Below are 17,302 nucleotides of genomic sequence, written 5' to 3' on the forward strand. Positions count from 1 at the left end.
GTCCCAGGTCTCCGCTCACCGTGCGTCGTTCAGAAAAAGCTCCTGCAGATCGTTCAGGAAGCGCTGCCCGAGCGGCGTCGGCGCAATCTGCTGATGATCCCGCGCAATCAACCCGCGACGCTCCGCTTCCTGCAGCGCCGGCTCGATCGACGTCATCGACAATCCCGTCCGCTCGATGAAGCGGTGCACCGGAAATCCTTCCACCAGTCGCAGCGCGTTCAGCATGAACTCGAACGGCAGATCGTGCGGCCCGACCTCATGTTCTTCCTGCACCGGCGTGCCGGCTTTCGCCTGCTCGATGAAAGTCGTCGGATGCTTATAGCGCACCTGGCGTAGCACGCGATTCGGAAACGACAGCTTCGTGTGCGCGCCAGCGCCGATCCCGAGGTAATCGCCGAAACGCCAGTAGTTCAGGTTGTGCTTGCTCTGCCGATGCGGCTGCGCATACGCCGATACTTCGTAGCGCGCATAGCCGGCCTCAGTCGTTCGCTCGTGAATCCACTCCTGCATGTCGGCGGATGCATCGTCGTCGGGAAGGGCCGGCGGAAACTTCGCAAACAGCGTGTTCGGCTCGAGCGTCAGGTGGTACAGCGACAGATGCGGCGGCGCGAACGCGAGCGCCGTCTCGATGTCGGCCTGGCATTCGGCGAGCGTCTGCTGCGGCAGCGCGAACATCAGGTCGAGATTGAAGTTATCGAACGTGCGCGCGGCGACCTCGACGGCCTGGCGTGCCTGCGTCGCGTCGTGAATCCGCCCGAGTGCCTTCAGATGCGCTTCGTTGAAACTCTGGATGCCGACCGACAGCCGGTTCACGCCGCTCGCCCTGAACTGCGCGAACTTCGCGGCCTCGAACGTGCCGGGGTTCGCTTCGAGCGTGATCTCTGCATCGGCATCGAGCGGCAGCAGCGCGCGCACGTCGGACAGCAGCCGGTCGAGTCCGGCCGCCGACAGCAGGCTCGGCGTCCCGCCACCAATGAACACCGTATGCACCTGACGTCCCCACACCAGCGGCAGCGCAAGTTCGAGATCGGCGCGCAGCGCATCGAGGTAGTCGTTTTCGGGAAACGCGTCGCCCTTCCATTCGTGCGAGTTGAAATCGCAGTACGGGCACTTGCGCACGCACCACGGAAAATGAACGTACAGCGCGAGCGGCGGCAGCGATGTCAACCGGATGCCGCCCGGTGCGGTGAACGCGCGGATCACGCCGGCGCCCGTCGATGCAGTACTCATGCATCCTCCCGCAGACGCGCGAGCAGTTGCCGCAGCGCAATCGCGCGATGGCTGTTCGCGTTCTTCACGGCCGGGTCGAGTTGCGCGGCCGTCGCGTTCAGTTCGGGGATGAAGAACAGCGGGTCGTAGCCGAAGCCGTTCGCGCCGCGCGGCGCGTCGAGCATTTCGCCATGCCAGCGGCCTTCGGCGATCAGCGGTTCGGGGTCGTCTTCGTGGCGCACCAGCGCGAGCACACAGTAGTAGTACGCGCGACGGTCGTCGTTATGTTGCAACTGGGCGACCAGATGCGCGTTGTTCGCCGCGTCGCTTTTCTCGCCGCCCGCGCGTTGTGCGTAGCGTGCCGAATAGACGCCGGGTGCACCGCGCAATGCGCGCACGCAGAGGCCGGAATCGTCGGCGAGCGCGGGCAGGCCGGTGAGCCGCGCCGCGTGACGCGCCTTGGTCAACGCGTTTTCGACGAAGGTCGGATAGGGCTCTTCCGCTTCGGGCACATTGAGCTCGCCCTGCGGGACGAGCGTGATGCCGGCATTCTCCAGCAGCGCTGCGAACTCGCGCAGCTTGCCGGCGTTGTTCGACGCGAGCACGACCCTGGCGAGCGGGTCGGCCGGCGCGAGGTGCTCACTCATCCTTCAACCCCAATGCTTCTTTCTGTTTCGCGATCAGCGTCTCGATGCCGGCTTGCGCGAGATCGAGCAGCGTGTTCATTTCGGCGCGCGAGAACGGCACGCCTTCGGCGGTGCCCTGGATCTCGACGAAGCCGCCGTCGCCGGTCATCACGACGTTCATGTCGGTGTCGCACTGCGAGTCTTCGTCGTAGTCGAGGTCGAGTACCGGCACGCCGTTGTACACGCCAACCGAAATCGCGGCGACGTAATCGGTGATCGGCGACGTTTCGATGCGGCCGGTGGCGAGCAGCTTCGCGATCGCATCGTGCGCGGCGACGAACGCGCCGGTGATACTCGCGGTGCGCGTGCCGCCGTCGGCCTGGATCACATCGCAGTCGATGTGCAGCGTGCGTGTGCCGAGGCGTTCGAGATCGAATACCGAGCGCAGCGCTCGGCCGATCAGGCGCTGGATCTCCTGCGTGCGGCCGGTCTGCTTGCCGCGTGCGGCCTCGCGGTCGCTGCGCGTGTGCGTCGCGCGGGGCAGCATCCCGTATTCGGCAGTGAGCCAGCCTTGCCCGCGATCGCGCAGGAAGGAGGGCACCTGTTCGGCGATGCTCGCGGTGCAGATGACCTTCGTGTCGCCGAATTCGACGAGCACGGAGCCCTCTGCATGCTTCGTGTAATGGCGCGTGATGCGCACGTCGCGCAGCTGATCGGCGGGGCGGCCGCTGGGGCGTTTCGTGGTGTCGTTCATCGTCGGGACCGTGGCAGGGAAGGTGGGGGCGGAGGAAACCGCGATTTTACCGCCGATCGGCGGAGTGGGCGGCGTTTGCGCAGGCTTCGCTCAACGAGGGCACGCAGCGAAAGATGGGATAATGCGCGTTCCCCGCCCCGCGTCCCGTACACGCCGGGCGACTCGATCCACGGGCCATCCGGACGATCCCTGGCGGTCGTTCTGCGGCCTTTCTCGCGAGACGAACGATGATCTACAGCATGACCGGCTATGCGAGCGCCACGCGCGAACTCGTCGCGGCCTCGGGCAACGGTGGCGTGAGCGTGTCCGTCGAACTCCGTACCGTTAACTCGCGTTTCCTCGATCTGAACTTCCGGATGCCGGAAGACGTGCGCGTCTGCGAACCGACGCTGCGCGAAATGCTGATGACGAAGCTGTCGCGCGGCAAGGTCGACATCCGCATCAACGTGCAGCGCAGCGAGCAGTCGGCGAACGCAGGCGCACTGAACCGCGATGCGCTCGATCAGCTCGCGGTGCTCGAACAGGCAGTGCTGCAGTCGTTCCCCGATGCAGGCCATCTGCGTACCGGCGAAATCCTGCGCTGGCCCGGCGTGCTCGCGGAAAGCGGCGTTGCTGCCGACACGCTGCGCGACGCGGTGCTCGGCTGCGGCAAGCAGACGATCGCCGATCTGATCGACGTGCGTGGCCGCGAAGGCGCGCAACTCGCGACGATGCTGCTGAACAACGTGACCGAGATGGAAGCGATCGTCACGAAGATCACGCCGCTCGTGCCCGAACTGATCGCGAAGCATCAGCAGAAGATCGTCGAGCGTCTGCAGGAAGCGCTCGGTCTCGCGGCACCGGACGCTGCCGCGACGATCGTGTCGCGCGAGGAAATCAGCGAACGGATCCGCCAGGAAGTGACGATGTACGGTATCCGTATCGATATCGCGGAAGAACTGTCGCGGCTCACCGCGCATCTGAACGAAACGCGTCATGTGATCGAGAAGGGTGGCCGCGTCGGCAAGCGGCTCGACTTCATGATGCAGGAACTGAATCGCGAAGCGAACACGCTCGGGTCGAAGGCGGCGGCTAAGGAACTCGCCGATTCGTCGATGACGTTGAAGCTGCTCATCGAACAGATGCGCGAGCAGGTGCAGAATCTCGAATAATCAGAACATCCGGAGTCGAGCATGACCGACCACACACACGACGGCCACGCGCCGCGTAATCCGTACGCAGGGGTCTACCCAGGCAACCTGTTCATGGTCGTCGCGCCGTCGGGCGCGGGCAAGTCGACGCTCGTCAATGCGCTGCTCGAGCGCGACGCGGCGATCCGTCTGTCGATCTCGTACACGACGCGTCCGCCGCGCCCGAAAGAACAGGGCGGCCAGCACTATCACTTCACCACCGTCGATGATTTTCTGGCGCGTCACGCAGCAGGCGAGTTTCTCGAAAGCGCAGAGGTGCACGGCAACTACTACGCGACCTCACGCGTGTGGATCGAAGGGCAGATGAAAAGCGGCCATGACGTGCTGCTCGAAATCGACTGGCAGGGCGCGCAGCAGGTGAAGAAGCAGTTTCGCAACGCAGTCGAGATCTTCATTCTGCCGCCGTCGCTCGAAGCACTTGAGGACCGTTTGAAGAAGCGCGGTCAGGATGAACCGAACGTGATCACGCGGCGTCTGCTCGCGGCCGGTAGCGAAATGGCGCACGCGGCGGAAGCGGAGTATGTCGTGATCAACGAGAACTTCGATCGCGCGCTCGCGGAGTTGCAGTGCCTGGTGGGCGCGACGCGTTCGCGGTTCGCATCGCAGTACGCGCGTCACACGGAGCTCTTCATGCAGCTCGGCATCCACCTGCCGCATGGCGGCTGACGGCGGGATGCCGTGCACATAAGGTAGAATGAGCGACATACTGAGAAGGAACCCAAGACATGGCCCGCATCACCGTTGAAGACTGCCTGAAACAGATCCCGAATCGTTTCGAACTGGCGCTGGCAGCAACCTATCGCGCGCGTCAGCTCGCACAAGGTCACACGCCGAAGATCGAAAGCCGCGACAAGCCCACCGTCGTCGCGCTGCGCGAAATCGCGGCAGGCCAGGTCGGCGTTGAAATGCTGAAGAAGGTGCCGGTCTAAGGCACCTCGTCCGTTTTCGAACGCCGTGTAATTTTGATCCCACGCGTGCAGACCGCGGACCGTCGATAAGGAGGCGAACATGAGCACCAATCCTTCGCCCCCCACCGACGCCACGGAAATCGAGCGGGAGTCCGACTCCCCCTCGTCCGCACGCAAGTACATCGACGCGGTCCTCGAACAGTCGTTTCGCCATCTGTTCGGGCCGACCGCCACGCCGGAGCAACCGCGCCGGCATGACGTCGTCTCGATCGCGAGACTCACCTCCGCACTCGCCGGCTATCTGTCCGCCGACGAGATCAAGGAGGTCAAGGCCGCGTTCCACTTCAGCGACGAAGCCCACCTCGGTCAGTATCGCCAGAGCGGCGAGCCCTACATCACGCATCCTGTTGCCGTCGCGGAAATCTGCGCGGGCTGGAAGCTCGACGCGCAGTCGATCATGGCGGCGCTGCTGCATGACGTGATGGAAGACCAGGGCGTGACCAAGGCCGAGCTCGCGGAACGCTTCGGCGCGAAGGTCGCGGAACTGGTCGACGGCCTGTCGAAACTCGACAAGATGGAGTTTCGCAATCGCGAGGAAGCGCAGGCGGAAAACTTCCGCAAGATGCTGCTCGCGATGGCGCGCGACGTGCGCGTGATTCTCGTCAAGCTCGCGGACCGGCTGCACAACATGCGCACGCTCGGCGCGGTGCCGCCGGAAAAGCGCCGGCGCGTCGCGCGCGAAACGCTCGACATCTATGCGCCGATCGCGCATCGGTTGGGCCTGAACAATACGTATCGCGAGCTGCAGGATCTGAGCTTCGCGAACTTCAATCCGCATCGCTACGCGACGCTCGAAAAAGCGGTGAAGGCGGCGCGCGGCAATCGCCGCGAAGTGGTCGGCAAGATTCTCGAATCGGTGCAGCGCGCGCTTGCCGACGCGCAGCTCGATGCCGAGGTGACCGGCCGCGAAAAGACCATCTTCAGCATCTACAAGAAGATGCGCGACAAGCAGCTGTCGTTCTCGCAGGTGCTGGACGTGTATGGCTTTCGCGTGGTCGTCGAGAGCGCGCTCGAATGCTATACGTGTATCGGTGCGCTGCATGCGCTGTACAAGCCGGTACCCGGCAAGTTCAAGGACTACATCGCGATTCCGAAAGTGAACGGCTACCAGTCGCTACATACGACGCTGGTGGGACCGTTCGGTGCGCCGATCGAATTCCAGGTGCGCACGCGCAAGATGCACGAGATCGCCGAGGCCGGCGTCGCCGCGCACTGGCTGTACAAGAACGGCGGCGCGGATCTGAACGATGTGCAGAAGCGCGCGCATCAGTGGCTCAAGTCGCTGCTCGACATTCAGAGCGAAGCGGGGGATTCGAGCGAATTCCTCGAGCACGTGAAGATCGATCTGTTCCCGGATGCCGTCTACGTGTTCACGCCGAAGTCGAAAATCATGGCGCTGCCGCGCGGCGCGACCGCACTCGACTTCGCGTATTCGATCCACAGCGACCTGGGCAACCAGTGCGTCGCGGTGAAGATCAACAACGAGCTGCTGCCGCTGCGTACCGAGCTGAAGAGCGGCGATATCGTCGAGGTGATTACCGCGCCGTATTCGAAGCCGAATCCGGCCTGGCTCGGCTTCGTGCGTACCGGCAAGGCGCGCTCGGCGATCCGCCATTATCTGAAGACGATGCGGCTCAACGAGTCGGTGCAGCTCGGCGAACGCCTCGTCGAGCAGGCGCTCAAGGGGTATGGGTTCGCGCTGTCGGATGTGACGCCGGAGGTCTGGGAAAAGCTCGTGCAGTGGACCGGCAACAAGAGCGGTCAGGAGATTTTCGCGGATATCGGGCTCGGTCGACGTGTCGCTGCGGTGATGGCGAAGCGCATCGAGGTGCTGATGCGAGGTCTCGACGGCGACGACGATAATTCGCGGGAAGCGTCAGCGGCATCGACTGCGCCGCCGGTGGTCATTACCGGGACGGAAGGCATGTCGGTGCAGTTGTCCGCGTGCTGCCGCCCGATTCCCGGCGACGACATCATGGGCTACATCGGCATCGGGCTCGGTATGGCGATCCATACGACCGACTGCCGCGTTGCACAACGTATCCACCGGCGCGATCCGGGCCGCTGGATCGATGTCGCCTGGGCGCCGCAGCCGGGCCGTCTGTTCGATGTGGCCGTCAAGGTGCTCGTGAACAACACCAAGGGCGTGTTTGCGCGCGTGGCGGCCGATATCACGTCGGCGGATGCGAACATCGTCCACATCGCGATGGACGAAGATCTGTCGCAGGAATCCACCGTGCTCCGGTTCGTGATCCAGGTGAGCGACCGCGTGCATCTGGCCAACGTGATGCGCCGCGTGCGGACCAATCCGGACGTGATGCGCATCGTGCGCGAGCGGCCCAGCGAAGAGCAGCATCACCGTCACGACGGCGGCATGCGGATCGATCGGGAACGCGCGGACTACTGACCGCGGCGTTGCTTCGCTGCCGCTCCATCGTCGAGGAGCGACACACACCATGAACGTAGCCGAACTGAAGGACGACGCGCTCGACTATTGGGCCGCGCGTGGCCTGCACGACTTCGTGCGCGAAATCTATTTCACCGACAGCGGACGTACCATCGCGATTCGCGGCAACGATCGCGGGCGGCCGTGGGATGGGCGGTTCACGCCGTCACGCTCGTGGGAAGCGGCCGCCGTTGTGCTGGAGCGTGTTCGGCGGCTGGAAGTACGCGAGCAGTCCGCGCATGGTGCGGTTTGTGTCGTCGAATTCGATGGCAGTGGAGGGGAGATCGAAGGGCGGGGAGAGTCGCTGCGGATTGCGTTGCTGCGCGCGTTTGTCGGGAGCCGCTTTGGTCAGTCTGTTGACGACGTGCTCCGGCATTCGCAGGCGCTGCTCGGCACGAGGGCCGAACCCGTCGACGAGCAGACGACAGCATCTGCGGTCGTCGAAACACCGGATCCGGATGGCCGGATCGGCGATATCAAGTCGGCACCGCGCTAACGCCATCGACATGCGCGTCGATATCCGAGCGCAAAAGCAAAAAGGGCCTTCCGCAATGGAAGGCCCTTCATGAGTGGTGCGGCTGGCAGGATTCGAACCCACGACCCCTTGGTTCGTAGCCAAGTACTCTATCCAACTGAGCTACAGCCGCACGTAAGCGGTACGGGTGGAAGCGTGCACGACGCGCTTACAACACCTTGAAACGAAAGGGCCTTCCATGGAGGAAGGCCCTCAAAAAAGTGGTGCGGCTGGCAGGATTCGAACCCACGACCCCTTGGTTCGTAGCCAAGTACTCTATCCAACTGAGCTACAGCCGCACGCAGAAACGAGATTATAGCAAAGCTTCAAAAAAAGGGAAGCGACAAACGCGGATTTGTCCGCTGAGGGGTATCGTGTAACCTTGAAGCAGAACGTTTGGAGTATTGACTGGATTACGATGAACAAGGCTTTTGTCAAAGAATCGAGTGACGAGAACGACGACGATCCCGACGTCGCTCAGCCCGAGATGCCCGCTGGGGCAAAGAACTACATCACGCCGGCCGGCTATCGGCGGTTGCGTGATGAACTGCTGCATCTGATCGACGAAGAGCGGCCTGAGGTCGTGAAACTGGTGTCGTGGGCTGCGTCGAATGGAGATCGTTCGGAGAACGGCGATTACATCTACGGAAAGCGGCGATTGCGTGAAATTGATCGGCGCATCCGCTTTCTGACCAAGCGGCTCGATCTTGCCGAAATAGTCGACAGCAGTCGGCAGGAGAATGTCGACCAGGTGTTTTTTGGCGCGACCGTCGACTATGCGACCGAAGATGGCGGTGAGCACACGGTGACGATCGTCGGCGTCGATGAGGTCAATCTCGATCGGGGGCACGTCAGCTGGATTTCGCCGGTGGCGCGTGCGTTGTTAAAAGCGCGGATCGGCGATCAGGTGACACTCCATACGCCTGTGGGTCCTGAGCCGATCGATGTGCTTGACGTGAAATATCCGCCGCCAGATGTTGCGGTGTGAACGCTGCCGGACACCGCGTTGTTCGCGGCTGGATGTAGGTCCGTCGAATATAAAAACAATGAAAAAAGGCGCCGCAAGCGGCGCCTTTCGATACTGCGGATACTGCCAGTCGCTTAGAAGCGGTGACGCAGACCAGCCGTCACAGCGACTTGCTTGTTGTTGCCCGAAGCAGCCAGACCGTTGATGTCTGCATCGATGCCAGCGCTTTGGTTGACTTGCTGGTATTCGCCTTGCAGGTACACGTCGGTACGCTTCGACAGCGCATACGCCGTTTGCAGGTTGAACTGGTTCCAGTGCGGATGCGAACCATCCAGGCTTGCCTTGGTGTACGTGTACGAACCGGCGACGCTCAGAGCCGGCGTCAGGGCGTAACGAGCGTTCGCTTCGATGTTCTGGAAGCGTGCGCTACCGCCGCCGAAGCCGATACCGTTGGTTTGACCCGAAGCGCCAGAGCCGATACCCGTCAGTTGCGACAGGTTCGTTTGCGTGTACACGAGGCCGACGGTTGCCGGGCCGAACGCGTAGTTAGCACCTGCGCCCCACGTACGCTGACGGCCAGCGAAGAACGTGTTGTCGCTCGAAACTGCGCCCGACGTGTTGAGCGCTCCCGGTGCACCAGCGTTGCTGTTCAGTTGCAGGTAAGCCGCTGCGAGGTTCAGGCCGCCCCAGTTGTACGACGCGCCCGCGCTGTATGCGCGGTTGTTCGCGAAGCCGTCAGCCTGGTTCGAGAAGCCATACAACGCGCCGAACTTGAAGCCGCCGTAGTTAACGCTTTGGTACTTGACCGAGTTGTTAACACGGAACGAGTTGTTCAGGTTGTCGTTGTCGAACGGGTGGGCGAACTGCGTGCCGCCGTATTGCGTGCCCGTCAGAGCCAGCGGAGCGACGTAGTCGACCACGCTGTCGTATTGACGGCCGAGGGTCACAGCGCCGAACTGGTTGCTCGACAGACCGACGAATGCTTGACGGCCGAACTCACGACCACCTTGCTTCAGGGTGCCGTCGTTGATGCCGAAGCCGTTTTCCAACGTGAAGATTGCCTTCAGGCCACCGCCGAGGTCTTCAGCGCCGCGCAGGCCCCAACGGCTGCCGTTCACCGAGCCGCTCGTTTCTTGCCAGTTGGAGTGGCCGTGCTGGTTGTTCGTGTAGGTGATGCCCGCGTCGATCAGGCCGTACAGCGTGACGCTGCTTTGGGCGTGCGCTGCGGTAGCAAAAACGCCCGTCAGGGCAGCGACCATGAGAGTCTTTTTCATCTTTGTAACTCCGAGAACAGGATGGGCTTTAGCAACCCAGGCTTGAAGGAAACCATCACGCGAGCGCTGCGAGAGGCGAAATTCGCGTGAAGCGCGCGGTGCTGCAGACGCGCCGGTTTCCGGACAGGCAAAGTGTAGAGAGGCAAGCGCCGCAGAGGGCGTTCCGATTTGCGCAATAAAGTATTACGTGATCGGAAATGATGTCGAATCGGGGCGTAAGCCTTGCTGGTAAAGGCTTTGCGGGAGGAGTGCCGCTACGGGGAGGGTGTGTCAACCAACAGGCGTTGTGCAATTGCTACAACAAACCGGGCGCGAAAACAACGCAAAAAGACGTATAAAAGGATTGTTGCCGTATAAGGAATAGATGTTTGTTGTTCGTGCTGGTAATCGTCTGCTTTGCCGGCGCTATACTGAAATTTCTGCTTTCCGAAGCAGACTTTTTCGTTGACGAAAAAGATCTCCAAACCTTTGTCGGCGCGACTTCCCAGTCGCGCTTTTTTTTGCCTCGTCGAGCCCCAGCTCCGTCATCCGTTCTGTGAACCGGCTGTTGCGAAGGGATCGAGCGCCGACGACAGGGCCCAATCTTCCATTACATAGTGACGGGCGTCCATAGGGGAAGACAGCAGGTTCTGCCAGTGATCACCGTGCCAGACGGGATCGAATGCGAAGGCGGGAAGAGGGGGCGCCGCGCGTGCGACTTTTGCCTTGGGTCGCGTAAACCACGCGACGAGGCGACGGAGTTCGTTCAGCATTTTTTGGTCTCCCTGATCTCTTTGTAAAATCGATCTTGAAAGGGATGTTCCGCCTGTACAACCCGGACAAACACTTATCAAAAACTCACGGCATTACTTCTCGGAAATATTTTCCTGGATTAATCGTATATCCGGTTCCGGTAAGTAATAATGACGCTTTTATAGCAGTCATGACACCCGAGAAGCGTGATCGAAATGGGCGCGATGCGGTGCGCATCGGAAAGTTCATTCAAGACGTTGTTTCTTCCAAAAAATTCCTTGACGACGGTTCGCCGCCGCCCGTATAACGGCAATGCTGAATTTTCGATTGACAGACGCACCGGCATTCAAAGTCGATGCGTGCCTCCGGCAACAGAGGATGAGCATCGTGGATCGGCTTGAGGGCATTGCCCGCTTTTATTAAATCTTGAAGGAAACTGGAACATGGAAACCGGTATCGTCAAATGGTTCAACGATGCTAAGGGCTTTGGCTTCATTACATCGGATGCAGGCGGCGAAGATCTGTTTGCGCATTTCTCGGAAATTCGCTCGGAAGGCTTTAAGTCGCTGAAGGAAAACCAGCGCGTCTCGTTCGAAGTCAAGACGGGCCCGAAAGGCAAGCAGGCTGCAAACATCCAGCCGCTGTAAATGCCTGTAGCCGCATGAGTCGACTGCGGCATATTGGAAGCCTCCTTTTCAGGAGGCTTTTTTTATTTTGATTGGCGATTAACTGGTTTATAAAACCGATAATCGAATATCGGTGCCCCGAAAGTCCGCTCGCTCCCGCTATGCACCACCCAGCCGGCCACCTTACCCGTCCGGCCAGCCGCTCACTAATGGCATACTCCTCCAATGCCACTTTCCGAATTTCCCATGTCCGAGCCTGTTCCACCCAATCTTGCGATCGACATGCCAATCGTCTTCGTCGATCTTGAAACGACCGGTGGTTCCGCGGGCGAAGACCGCATTACCGAAGTAGGCGTCGTCGAGATCGGACCGGGCGGTGTGTCGCGCTGGAGTGCATTGGTCGATCCGCGGCGATCGATTCCCCCGTTCATTCAGCAGCTCACCGGGATTACCGATGCAATGGTGCGCGGCGCGCCCACGTTCGACGCCATCGCTCCGGGGCTTTTCGAGCGCCTGAACGGCAAGCTGTTCGTCGCGCATAACGCCGGCTTCGACCGGGGCTTCCTGCGCAGCGAGTTCTCGCGCGTGGGCTTCGCGTTCAATCCGGACGTGCTTTGCACGGTCCGACTGTCGCGCGCGCTGTTTCCCGCCGAAAAGCGGCACGGACTCGATGCGTTGACGTTGCGGCATGCGCTGGTCGCCGCCGACCGTCACCGCGCGCTCGCCGACGCCGATCTGTTGTGGCAATTCTGGCAGCGTCTTCACACGCTGGTACCGACGGACGCACTGCGCGCGCAGATCGAGCGCACGATGCAGCGCTATCGGCTTGCCGGCGACATCACCGAGGATCATCTCGATGCCGCACCGGCAGGCTGTGGCGTCTATATGTTTTACGGCGACGATGACGTGCCGCTTTACGTCGGCAGGAGCGTGCGCGTGCGTCAGCGGCTACGCGCGCATCTGACGGGCGAGCGTCGGTCGTCGCGTGAAATGCGCATTGCGCAGCAGGTGCGGCGGGTCGAATGGCGCGCGACGGGCGGCGAGGTCGGTGCGCTGCTCGCGGAGGCGCAGTGGATCGCGACGTTTGGTCCGGTGCATAACAAGAAGCCGCGTAGCTCGAGGAGCGATCCGGTCGATGCACCGTGGCCCTACGACGGGGCGATCGCCTTCGAGGAGCGCGAGGAGCGGGATGACACGCAACGGCAGCGCACGTTTCATGTCGTCGACCGGTGGCGCTACCTCGGCAGCGCACCTTCGCTCACCGCAGCCGCCGCGCTATGGTCCACGACCACGACCACGACCACGGCCGGCACGTTCGAACTGTCCACCTACCGGATCCTGCAGACGCATCTCGCGCGCGGTCTGCGCGTGATGCCCCTTGCCGTACCCGAGTCCGCGATGACGGGCACCGCGTCCGCCGCGGCATAACATCGATACGGCTGATCCCAGCAATCAGCCGTTAGCCGGTCGCTCCGACACCGCCCGATTCACACACATGACCCAGCGCGTGCACGAGCGCCTGCGAGTAAGCGGCGTCGTAGCGCGTCAGCGATTTCCAGTTTGCAACGCCATCCGCGACCCGCGTCGGGCAGTCCGGCGTCGCGCGCAACGGCTGCACGCGTGCGAGCCCAGCGATCAGCGATACCGTCAATGCATCCAGCTGCGGCCGGGTCGTGGTCGCGAGATCCGGTGCCGGACCTTCGGGCGGACGCGTCGTCTGCCACGTCTTGAACAGATCGTTCTGAACGTCTTTGCTCGCGTCGATCTGGTCCTGGAAAAACGCGTGCGCGAATGCCGGATCGACGTTTGCCGCAGCCGCGCGCTTTTCCACATCCTTGAGCAACGCGGCTTCGCGAGGCGTGTCGGTAATCGACCGATGATTCGCCCACTTCCAGCGCGCGACCGGTTCAGCCAGCGCGAGCCGCTGCGACGCGAGCGCGATCAGATTGGTCAGCGCGACATCGGCGTCGGCCGCGTGAGCCGATGCCGGTACGAACGCAACAGCGGGGAACAGCGCGAGCACACAGCCGAGCGCTCGAAAGCGAGACGAAGTTTTCATCGGGAGAGAATAGATGTCGGTACGGGAGCGACCGGAAAGCGGAAGGATAGACGAAGCGCCGAAGGAGCGTGCGCCGGTCAGGCAAAACGGAGGGGAGGAACGTGACGCGCGCGCAAACCCACACGTCAGCGCGATGGGCTACTGACGATCAGCGGGCGACAACCCGCATGCGCGATTCCAGCGGTGCGCGCAAACGCGAGTTACCGCAGCGCAGCATCGAAACTGCGGCGGTCGCAACGTCGCGACAAGCGCTTACTTTTGCTCGCACGTCTTGCGTTGCTCGTCGAGAAACGCACGAACGTGTTGCGGCAATTCGGCCCCGAGGAATTCGACGCCTGCGGGTTCCGGGTCCGGACTAAATACCTTGTCCGGGCTCGGGACTCTCGGCGGTTTGGTATCCATGATAGTTCTCCTGTGCAAACCGATTATCTGCCTCGACCGCCGATTTGCACCAGCGCTGCGAAGCCGTCATGTTGCTTTCACCACTCCTCTGTTGCTTTAACGGCACAGCGCTGGATTAATTCAAAGCCGTCCAAATAAAATTTGTAGATTCCGCCCGTCGGGATGCACGCTCGAAATTTCAGTCGCCGATCTCTTTGATAACGAATGATCACCTGTCTGCGTTGACGTGCATTCGTTCGTCATCGCTCGTTGCTGGTGGTTCCCGCAGTTCGCGAGCTAACCTCCACGCAATCCACATTCCATTTGCCGATCGGCCGTGCGTTTTTCCCGGCGCGATCGCGTAGCGCGTTGAAGATCAACTCACCGCACAGGTTGACTTCGCGCTTCCGTCATATGAATCATCATCAACGGGCGAAATTTTTCCGCCGCGTATTTGCGTTCGCCCTCGGGAACCAGCTGATGCCGCGCGACACATGGGAAACTCGGTTCGCGTCGTGGGGGATAAGGAAAGCATTCGCTGTCGCGCATCCGGACGCGCGGTGGCTGCAACGAAAGACGGATCGAATGCGAGGCGCCGGAGCGAACCCTCAACGTTTGGTCCGAACACATTGAGCCGGCGCGTGTGATACGTACAACAGCAACGATCTTGCGCGGGACCCGCGCCCCAACACTGATCGACAGGAGTCAGGCAATGCGAGTATTGATCACAGGATCTGCCGACGGGCTCGGCCAGATGGCCGCGCGTCTGCTCGTCGCGGAGGGTCATCGAGTGGTGCTGCATGGTCGGAGCGCGGCGCGCTCGCAGCAGGCGCTCGATGCGGTGCCGGGCGCGGAGGCCGTGGTGTCAGGCGATCTGTCGAGCCTTCGCGACATGGCCGACGTCGCCGCTCAGGCGAACCGCCTCGGGCGTTTCGATTCGATCATCCACAACGCGGCGGTGGGGTACCGCGAACAACGACGCATCGAAACAGAGGATGGCCTGCCGCACGTCTTCGCGATCAACACGCTCGCGCCGTACGTGCTGACCGCATTGATCGATGCGCCGCAGCGGCTCGTCTATCTGAGTTCGGGTCTGCATCGCAGCGGCGATGCGAGTCTGGATGATCTCGAGTGGCGAGCGCGGCGCTGGGACGGCACGGCCGCGTATTCGGATTCGAAACTGCACGACCTGCTGCTTGCATTCGCGGTGGCACGGCGCTGGCCGCACGTGTTGTCGAATGCGCTCGAGCCCGGTTGGGTCGCAACGAAGATGGGCGGTCCCGGCGCGCCCGACGATCTCGATGCGGCACCGCGCACGCAGGCGTGGCTCGCGGTGAGCGACGATGCGGCGGCGCGCGTGAGCGGGCAGTACTTCTATCACATGAAGCCGCGTCCCACGCATCCGGCGGCAGACGATCCCGACGTGCAGGATCGTCTGCTCGATGCGTGCGAGCGGTTGTCGGGCGTCGCGCTACCCGACTGACTCGGTGGCGGACAAGTTACGTCGCGGCGCCGAGCGGAACCGTCAGCGACGTCCCCGCCGGGTCCAGCCTCAATTCGGTGCCTGCTTCCGGACGCAGCGTCGCTTCGTAGTCGCTCGACAGCACGACGAAGCCGAGACGATGACCCGCCGCGAGCGTGTAGTCGCGCGGCATGAACGTGAGCTGCAGATCGTATTGCATGCCCGGCTGGACCGGCTGCGACGCACCGATCGATGCGCGGTTGCGCGGATCGGTCCACGCACGCGTGATGATCGTCGCGGTGCCGTCGGGCGCGCGGTCGATCAGCAATCCAGTCACGTTCGCGACGGCTGAGAACGCCAGCCGCACCTTCGCGGTCGCCGTGCCCGACAGACGGCTCGCGGTCGCGAGCGGAGCCGTGTCGAAGCGCCCGCGATGCGCGCCGCTGTCGGTGTTCGCGAGATCGAGCGCCATGATTTGCGCATCGTCGGTGAACGTCACGATGGGGCCGCCGCTCGCGTAGCGCAGCAGCACGCCGTCGCGCGAGCCGTCGCCTCCCGCGAAATAGCGGATGGACCGCGCGCTGCTCGCCGGCCACTGCGCTTCCTTCAGCAGCGTGCCGTCGGTCTGCTCGATCACCGCGCCCGCATCGCGTTCGATCGCGTTGTTGTTGCCGAGCAGATAACGCGTGAACCAGCGGTTCACTTCGGTCGTCCACGCGGCGCCCATCGCCGGCCGGTTGCGCGGGTCCATGTGCGTCCCGCGATGCAGCCACAGTTGCGTCGGTACGTGTTGCCGCCGCATCGACTGATACCAGCCTATCGATTGATCGGTTCTGACGTTGTCGTCGGTGAGTCCCTGCGCGATCAGCGCGGGCGCGACCGCGTTGCGCGGCGAGACTTCGCGCGCGGCCCAGAATGCCGAGTAGTCGCCGGTGGTGCGGTCTTCGTCGCGATACGCTTCGTCGATCAGATGCGTGCAGCGTTCGGGATGCGCGTTGGTCAGCAGTGCCTTGAGGTAGACGTCGACGTCTTCGCCCTGATAACCGTCGGGTGCGCGCACGAGCCCGGCCTGTCGATAGTAGCCGTACATGTTGTCGAGGCCCGCGATCGGCACGATTGCGTCGAGTCCGCGTGTGCGCAGACCCGCAACCATCTTCGGCAGCGTGCCGTCGTACGACACGCCGTACATGCCGACGTGACCCGTCGACCAGTCCGCGACGACCGGCTTGCCCGCGCTGTCCTGCGCGACCGCATCGCGGCCGAGCCAGCGGATCACCGATGCCATCGCGACCGATTCTTCGTGCGTGAGAATCGTCGGGCAGCCGTCGGAGCCCGCGGTGCCGAGCGAATCCGCATAGACGATCGTGAAGCCGCGCGGCACGAAGTACGACTCGATCCATGAGCGCGCAGCCATGGCCATGCTGGCTTCTTCGCGCAGATGCGAAACAGGAGAGGGCGCGGCCTTGAGGACGCGTGCGGACGATTGCGTCGATACGCCTGGAGCGGGATGCGGACTGCCGTCGAGTTCGACATCGACATCGTGATCCGGCGCGTCGGCGAGATCGTTGTTGTACGGACTTGCGAGCACGATGACCGGCGTCTTTGCACCGTCGGCGGTTTCGGACGGCCGCACGATATGCACGTGAATGCGGTCCTTCGTGCCGTCGCCGTCGGAATCGACCGGCGTGTCGACCCACGCATCGGTTGCGATCGTGTTACCCGACAGCGACGGCTGCACCTGACCGTCCTTGATGACCGCGCGATACTTGCCGCTCGTGATGTCCGCGTACGGCACGCCCGACGGCGAGAGCTTCGGTGCGCCGTTCGCATCCGGCGAGTTAGCGGCGGAGGGCGTGTCCTGTTTCGCTTCGACGGCCTTGTTCGCGGTCGCGGCACCACCCGAGCCGCTGCTGCCGTTGTCTCCTCCGCATGCCGCAAGCGATGCGGCGGCCGCGAGTGCGGTGATCCAGAGATGCAGTGAACCGGTCGAACGCAGTGCCATCATGTCCCCTCGTAATCGGATTGTTGGGGAATGGTAGTTGGCGCGAGTCGGCGCGTTGCTCACGCTTTCTCACTTCTGGAGCGCGATGCGGC

The 17,302-nt window shown here is 62.7% G+C and carries 17 protein-coding genes and 2 tRNA genes; 9 read left to right on the forward strand and 10 right to left on the reverse strand.

Annotated features, from left to right (window positions below; translation table 11 throughout):
* Nucleotides 1-15 precede the first annotated feature (15 nt).
* The 3 genes from hemW to rph are packed head-to-tail and all read right to left on the reverse strand — an operon-like array spanning nt 16 to nt 2,589.
* The gene (hemW, locus tag E1748_RS13925) at nt 16-1,230 is read right to left on the reverse strand and encodes a radical SAM family heme chaperone HemW (protein WP_133647813.1); all 1,215 of its coding nucleotides are present in this window, start codon (nt 1,228-1,230) and stop codon (nt 16-18) included.
* Nucleotides 1,227-1,856, reverse strand: a complete 630-nt coding sequence (rdgB, locus tag E1748_RS13930; RefSeq protein WP_133647814.1) for an RdgB/HAM1 family non-canonical purine NTP pyrophosphatase — start codon at nt 1,854-1,856, stop codon at nt 1,227-1,229. The genes hemW and rdgB overlap by 4 nt, the downstream gene beginning before the upstream one ends.
* Nucleotides 1,849-2,589 (reverse strand): ribonuclease PH, encoded by a 741-nt coding sequence (gene rph, locus E1748_RS13935; RefSeq protein WP_133647815.1) that lies wholly within the window; start codon nt 2,587-2,589, stop codon nt 1,849-1,851. Before rph ends, rdgB begins: the two co-directional genes overlap by 8 nt.
* 227 nt (nt 2,590-2,816) lie before the next feature.
* Between rph and E1748_RS13940 the strand changes: the two genes are divergently transcribed.
* The 5 genes from E1748_RS13940 (at nt 2,817) to E1748_RS13960 (ending at nt 7,689) form a co-directional block, all read left to right on the forward strand.
* The gene (locus E1748_RS13940; RefSeq protein ID WP_133647816.1) at nt 2,817-3,740 is read left to right on the forward strand and encodes a YicC/YloC family endoribonuclease; all 924 of its coding nucleotides are present in this window, start codon (nt 2,817-2,819) and stop codon (nt 3,738-3,740) included.
* Nucleotides 3,741-3,761: 21 nt separating this feature from the next.
* Nucleotides 3,762-4,445 (forward strand): guanylate kinase, encoded by a 684-nt coding sequence (gmk, locus tag E1748_RS13945; protein ID WP_133647817.1) that lies wholly within the window; start codon nt 3,762-3,764, stop codon nt 4,443-4,445.
* 59 nt (nt 4,446-4,504) lie between these two features.
* A complete protein-coding gene (gene rpoZ, locus E1748_RS13950; protein ID WP_006025620.1) occupies nt 4,505-4,708 on the forward strand; it encodes a DNA-directed RNA polymerase subunit omega in 204 nt (67 codons plus the stop codon).
* 79 nt (nt 4,709-4,787) lie between these two features.
* Nucleotides 4,788-7,154 carry a RelA/SpoT family protein gene (locus E1748_RS13955; RefSeq protein ID WP_133647818.1) on the forward strand — a complete coding sequence of 789 codons (2,367 nt, stop codon included), beginning with the start codon at nt 4,788-4,790 and terminating at the stop codon, nt 7,152-7,154.
* A 49-nt stretch (nt 7,155-7,203) separates the two neighbouring features.
* Nucleotides 7,204-7,689: a phage protein NinX family protein gene (locus E1748_RS13960; protein WP_133647819.1), complete on the forward strand. Its 486-nt coding sequence runs from the start codon at nt 7,204-7,206 to the stop codon at nt 7,687-7,689.
* A gap of 74 nt (nt 7,690-7,763) precedes the next feature.
* On the opposite strand, the gene E1748_RS13965 is transcribed toward E1748_RS13960, so the two are convergent.
* Both E1748_RS13965 and E1748_RS13970 read right to left on the reverse strand, forming a co-directional pair.
* Nucleotides 7,764-7,840, reverse strand: a tRNA-Arg gene (locus tag E1748_RS13965).
* An 89-nt stretch (nt 7,841-7,929) separates the two neighbouring features.
* Nucleotides 7,930-8,006 (reverse strand) — tRNA-Arg (locus tag E1748_RS13970).
* A 119-nt stretch (nt 8,007-8,125) separates the two neighbouring features.
* On the opposite strand from E1748_RS13970, the gene greB reads away from it, so the two are divergent.
* Nucleotides 8,126-8,695, forward strand: coding sequence for a transcription elongation factor GreB (greB, locus tag E1748_RS13975; RefSeq protein ID WP_133647820.1), 570 nt, complete (start codon nt 8,126-8,128; stop codon nt 8,693-8,695).
* Nucleotides 8,696-8,808: 113 nt separating this feature from the next.
* On the opposite strand, the gene E1748_RS13980 is transcribed toward greB, so the two are convergent.
* Complete coding sequence (locus tag E1748_RS13980; RefSeq protein ID WP_133647821.1) at nt 8,809-9,948, reverse strand: porin; 1,140 nt, start codon at nt 9,946-9,948, stop codon at nt 8,809-8,811.
* A 524-nt stretch (nt 9,949-10,472) separates the two neighbouring features.
* Nucleotides 10,473-10,700 (reverse strand): hypothetical protein, encoded by a 228-nt coding sequence (locus tag E1748_RS13985; protein WP_133647822.1) that lies wholly within the window; start codon nt 10,698-10,700, stop codon nt 10,473-10,475.
* Between the two features lie 423 nt (nt 10,701-11,123).
* Here E1748_RS13985 and E1748_RS13990 point away from each other — a divergent pair, with 423 nt between their 5' ends.
* Nucleotides 11,124-11,327, forward strand: coding sequence for a cold-shock protein (locus E1748_RS13990; RefSeq protein ID WP_091011435.1), 204 nt, complete (start codon nt 11,124-11,126; stop codon nt 11,325-11,327).
* A gap of 225 nt (nt 11,328-11,552) precedes the next feature.
* The gene (locus E1748_RS13995) at nt 11,553-12,734 is read left to right on the forward strand and encodes an exonuclease domain-containing protein (RefSeq protein WP_133647823.1); all 1,182 of its coding nucleotides are present in this window, start codon (nt 11,553-11,555) and stop codon (nt 12,732-12,734) included.
* A 31-nt stretch (nt 12,735-12,765) separates the two neighbouring features.
* Here the strand turns inward: E1748_RS13995 and E1748_RS14000 are convergent, their stop codons facing one another.
* A complete protein-coding gene (locus tag E1748_RS14000; RefSeq protein WP_133647824.1) occupies nt 12,766-13,365 on the reverse strand; it encodes a chorismate mutase in 600 nt (199 codons plus the stop codon).
* A 252-nt stretch (nt 13,366-13,617) separates the two neighbouring features.
* Nucleotides 13,618-13,767 carry a hypothetical protein gene (locus E1748_RS31475; protein ID WP_166653564.1) on the reverse strand — a complete coding sequence of 50 codons (150 nt, stop codon included), beginning with the start codon at nt 13,765-13,767 and terminating at the stop codon, nt 13,618-13,620.
* Nucleotides 13,768-14,458: 691 nt separating this feature from the next.
* Between E1748_RS31475 and E1748_RS14005 the strand changes: the two genes are divergently transcribed.
* Nucleotides 14,459-15,229 (forward strand): SDR family NAD(P)-dependent oxidoreductase, encoded by a 771-nt coding sequence (locus tag E1748_RS14005; protein ID WP_133647825.1) that lies wholly within the window; start codon nt 14,459-14,461, stop codon nt 15,227-15,229.
* A gap of 16 nt (nt 15,230-15,245) precedes the next feature.
* On the opposite strand, the gene E1748_RS14010 is transcribed toward E1748_RS14005, so the two are convergent.
* Nucleotides 15,246-17,210, reverse strand: a complete 1,965-nt coding sequence (locus E1748_RS14010; protein ID WP_133649356.1) for a Xaa-Pro dipeptidyl-peptidase — start codon at nt 17,208-17,210, stop codon at nt 15,246-15,248.
* Nucleotides 17,211-17,302: the final 92 nt, after the last annotated feature.

Source organism: Paraburkholderia flava (assembly GCF_004359985.1).
Taxonomy (GTDB): Bacteria; Pseudomonadota; Gammaproteobacteria; order Burkholderiales; family Burkholderiaceae; genus Paraburkholderia; species Paraburkholderia flava.

Excerpts from the sequence above, each read along its gene's own strand:
- E1748_RS13955 (WP_133647818.1), top strand. The coding sequence starts at position 4,788 with ATGAGCACCAATCCTTCGCCCCCCACCGACGCCACGGAAATCGAGCGG.
- rdgB (WP_133647814.1), bottom strand. The coding sequence starts at position 1,856 with ATGAGTGAGCACCTCGCGCCGGCCGACCCGCTCGCCAGGGTCGTGCTC.
- E1748_RS13940 (WP_133647816.1), top strand. The coding sequence starts at position 2,817 with ATGATCTACAGCATGACCGGCTATGCGAGCGCCACGCGCGAACTCGTC.
- E1748_RS13985 (WP_133647822.1), bottom strand. The coding sequence starts at position 10,700 with ATGCTGAACGAACTCCGTCGCCTCGTCGCGTGGTTTACGCGACCCAAG.
- rph (WP_133647815.1), bottom strand. The coding sequence starts at position 2,589 with ATGAACGACACCACGAAACGCCCCAGCGGCCGCCCCGCCGATCAGCTG.
- greB (WP_133647820.1), top strand. The coding sequence starts at position 8,126 with ATGAACAAGGCTTTTGTCAAAGAATCGAGTGACGAGAACGACGACGAT.
- E1748_RS31475 (WP_166653564.1), bottom strand. The coding sequence starts at position 13,767 with ATGGATACCAAACCGCCGAGAGTCCCGAGCCCGGACAAGGTATTTAGT.
- E1748_RS13960 (WP_133647819.1), top strand. The coding sequence starts at position 7,204 with ATGAACGTAGCCGAACTGAAGGACGACGCGCTCGACTATTGGGCCGCG.
- rpoZ (WP_006025620.1), top strand. The coding sequence starts at position 4,505 with ATGGCCCGCATCACCGTTGAAGACTGCCTGAAACAGATCCCGAATCGT.
- E1748_RS13995 (WP_133647823.1), top strand. The coding sequence starts at position 11,553 with ATGTCCGAGCCTGTTCCACCCAATCTTGCGATCGACATGCCAATCGTC.
- E1748_RS14000 (WP_133647824.1), bottom strand. The coding sequence starts at position 13,365 with ATGAAAACTTCGTCTCGCTTTCGAGCGCTCGGCTGTGTGCTCGCGCTG.
- E1748_RS13980 (WP_133647821.1), bottom strand. The coding sequence starts at position 9,948 with ATGAAAAAGACTCTCATGGTCGCTGCCCTGACGGGCGTTTTTGCTACC.
- hemW (WP_133647813.1), bottom strand. The coding sequence starts at position 1,230 with ATGAGTACTGCATCGACGGGCGCCGGCGTGATCCGCGCGTTCACCGCA.
- E1748_RS14005 (WP_133647825.1), top strand. The coding sequence starts at position 14,459 with ATGCGAGTATTGATCACAGGATCTGCCGACGGGCTCGGCCAGATGGCC.
- E1748_RS14010 (WP_133649356.1), bottom strand. The coding sequence starts at position 17,210 with ATGGCACTGCGTTCGACCGGTTCACTGCATCTCTGGATCACCGCACTC.
- E1748_RS13990 (WP_091011435.1), top strand. The coding sequence starts at position 11,124 with ATGGAAACCGGTATCGTCAAATGGTTCAACGATGCTAAGGGCTTTGGC.
- gmk (WP_133647817.1), top strand. The coding sequence starts at position 3,762 with ATGACCGACCACACACACGACGGCCACGCGCCGCGTAATCCGTACGCA.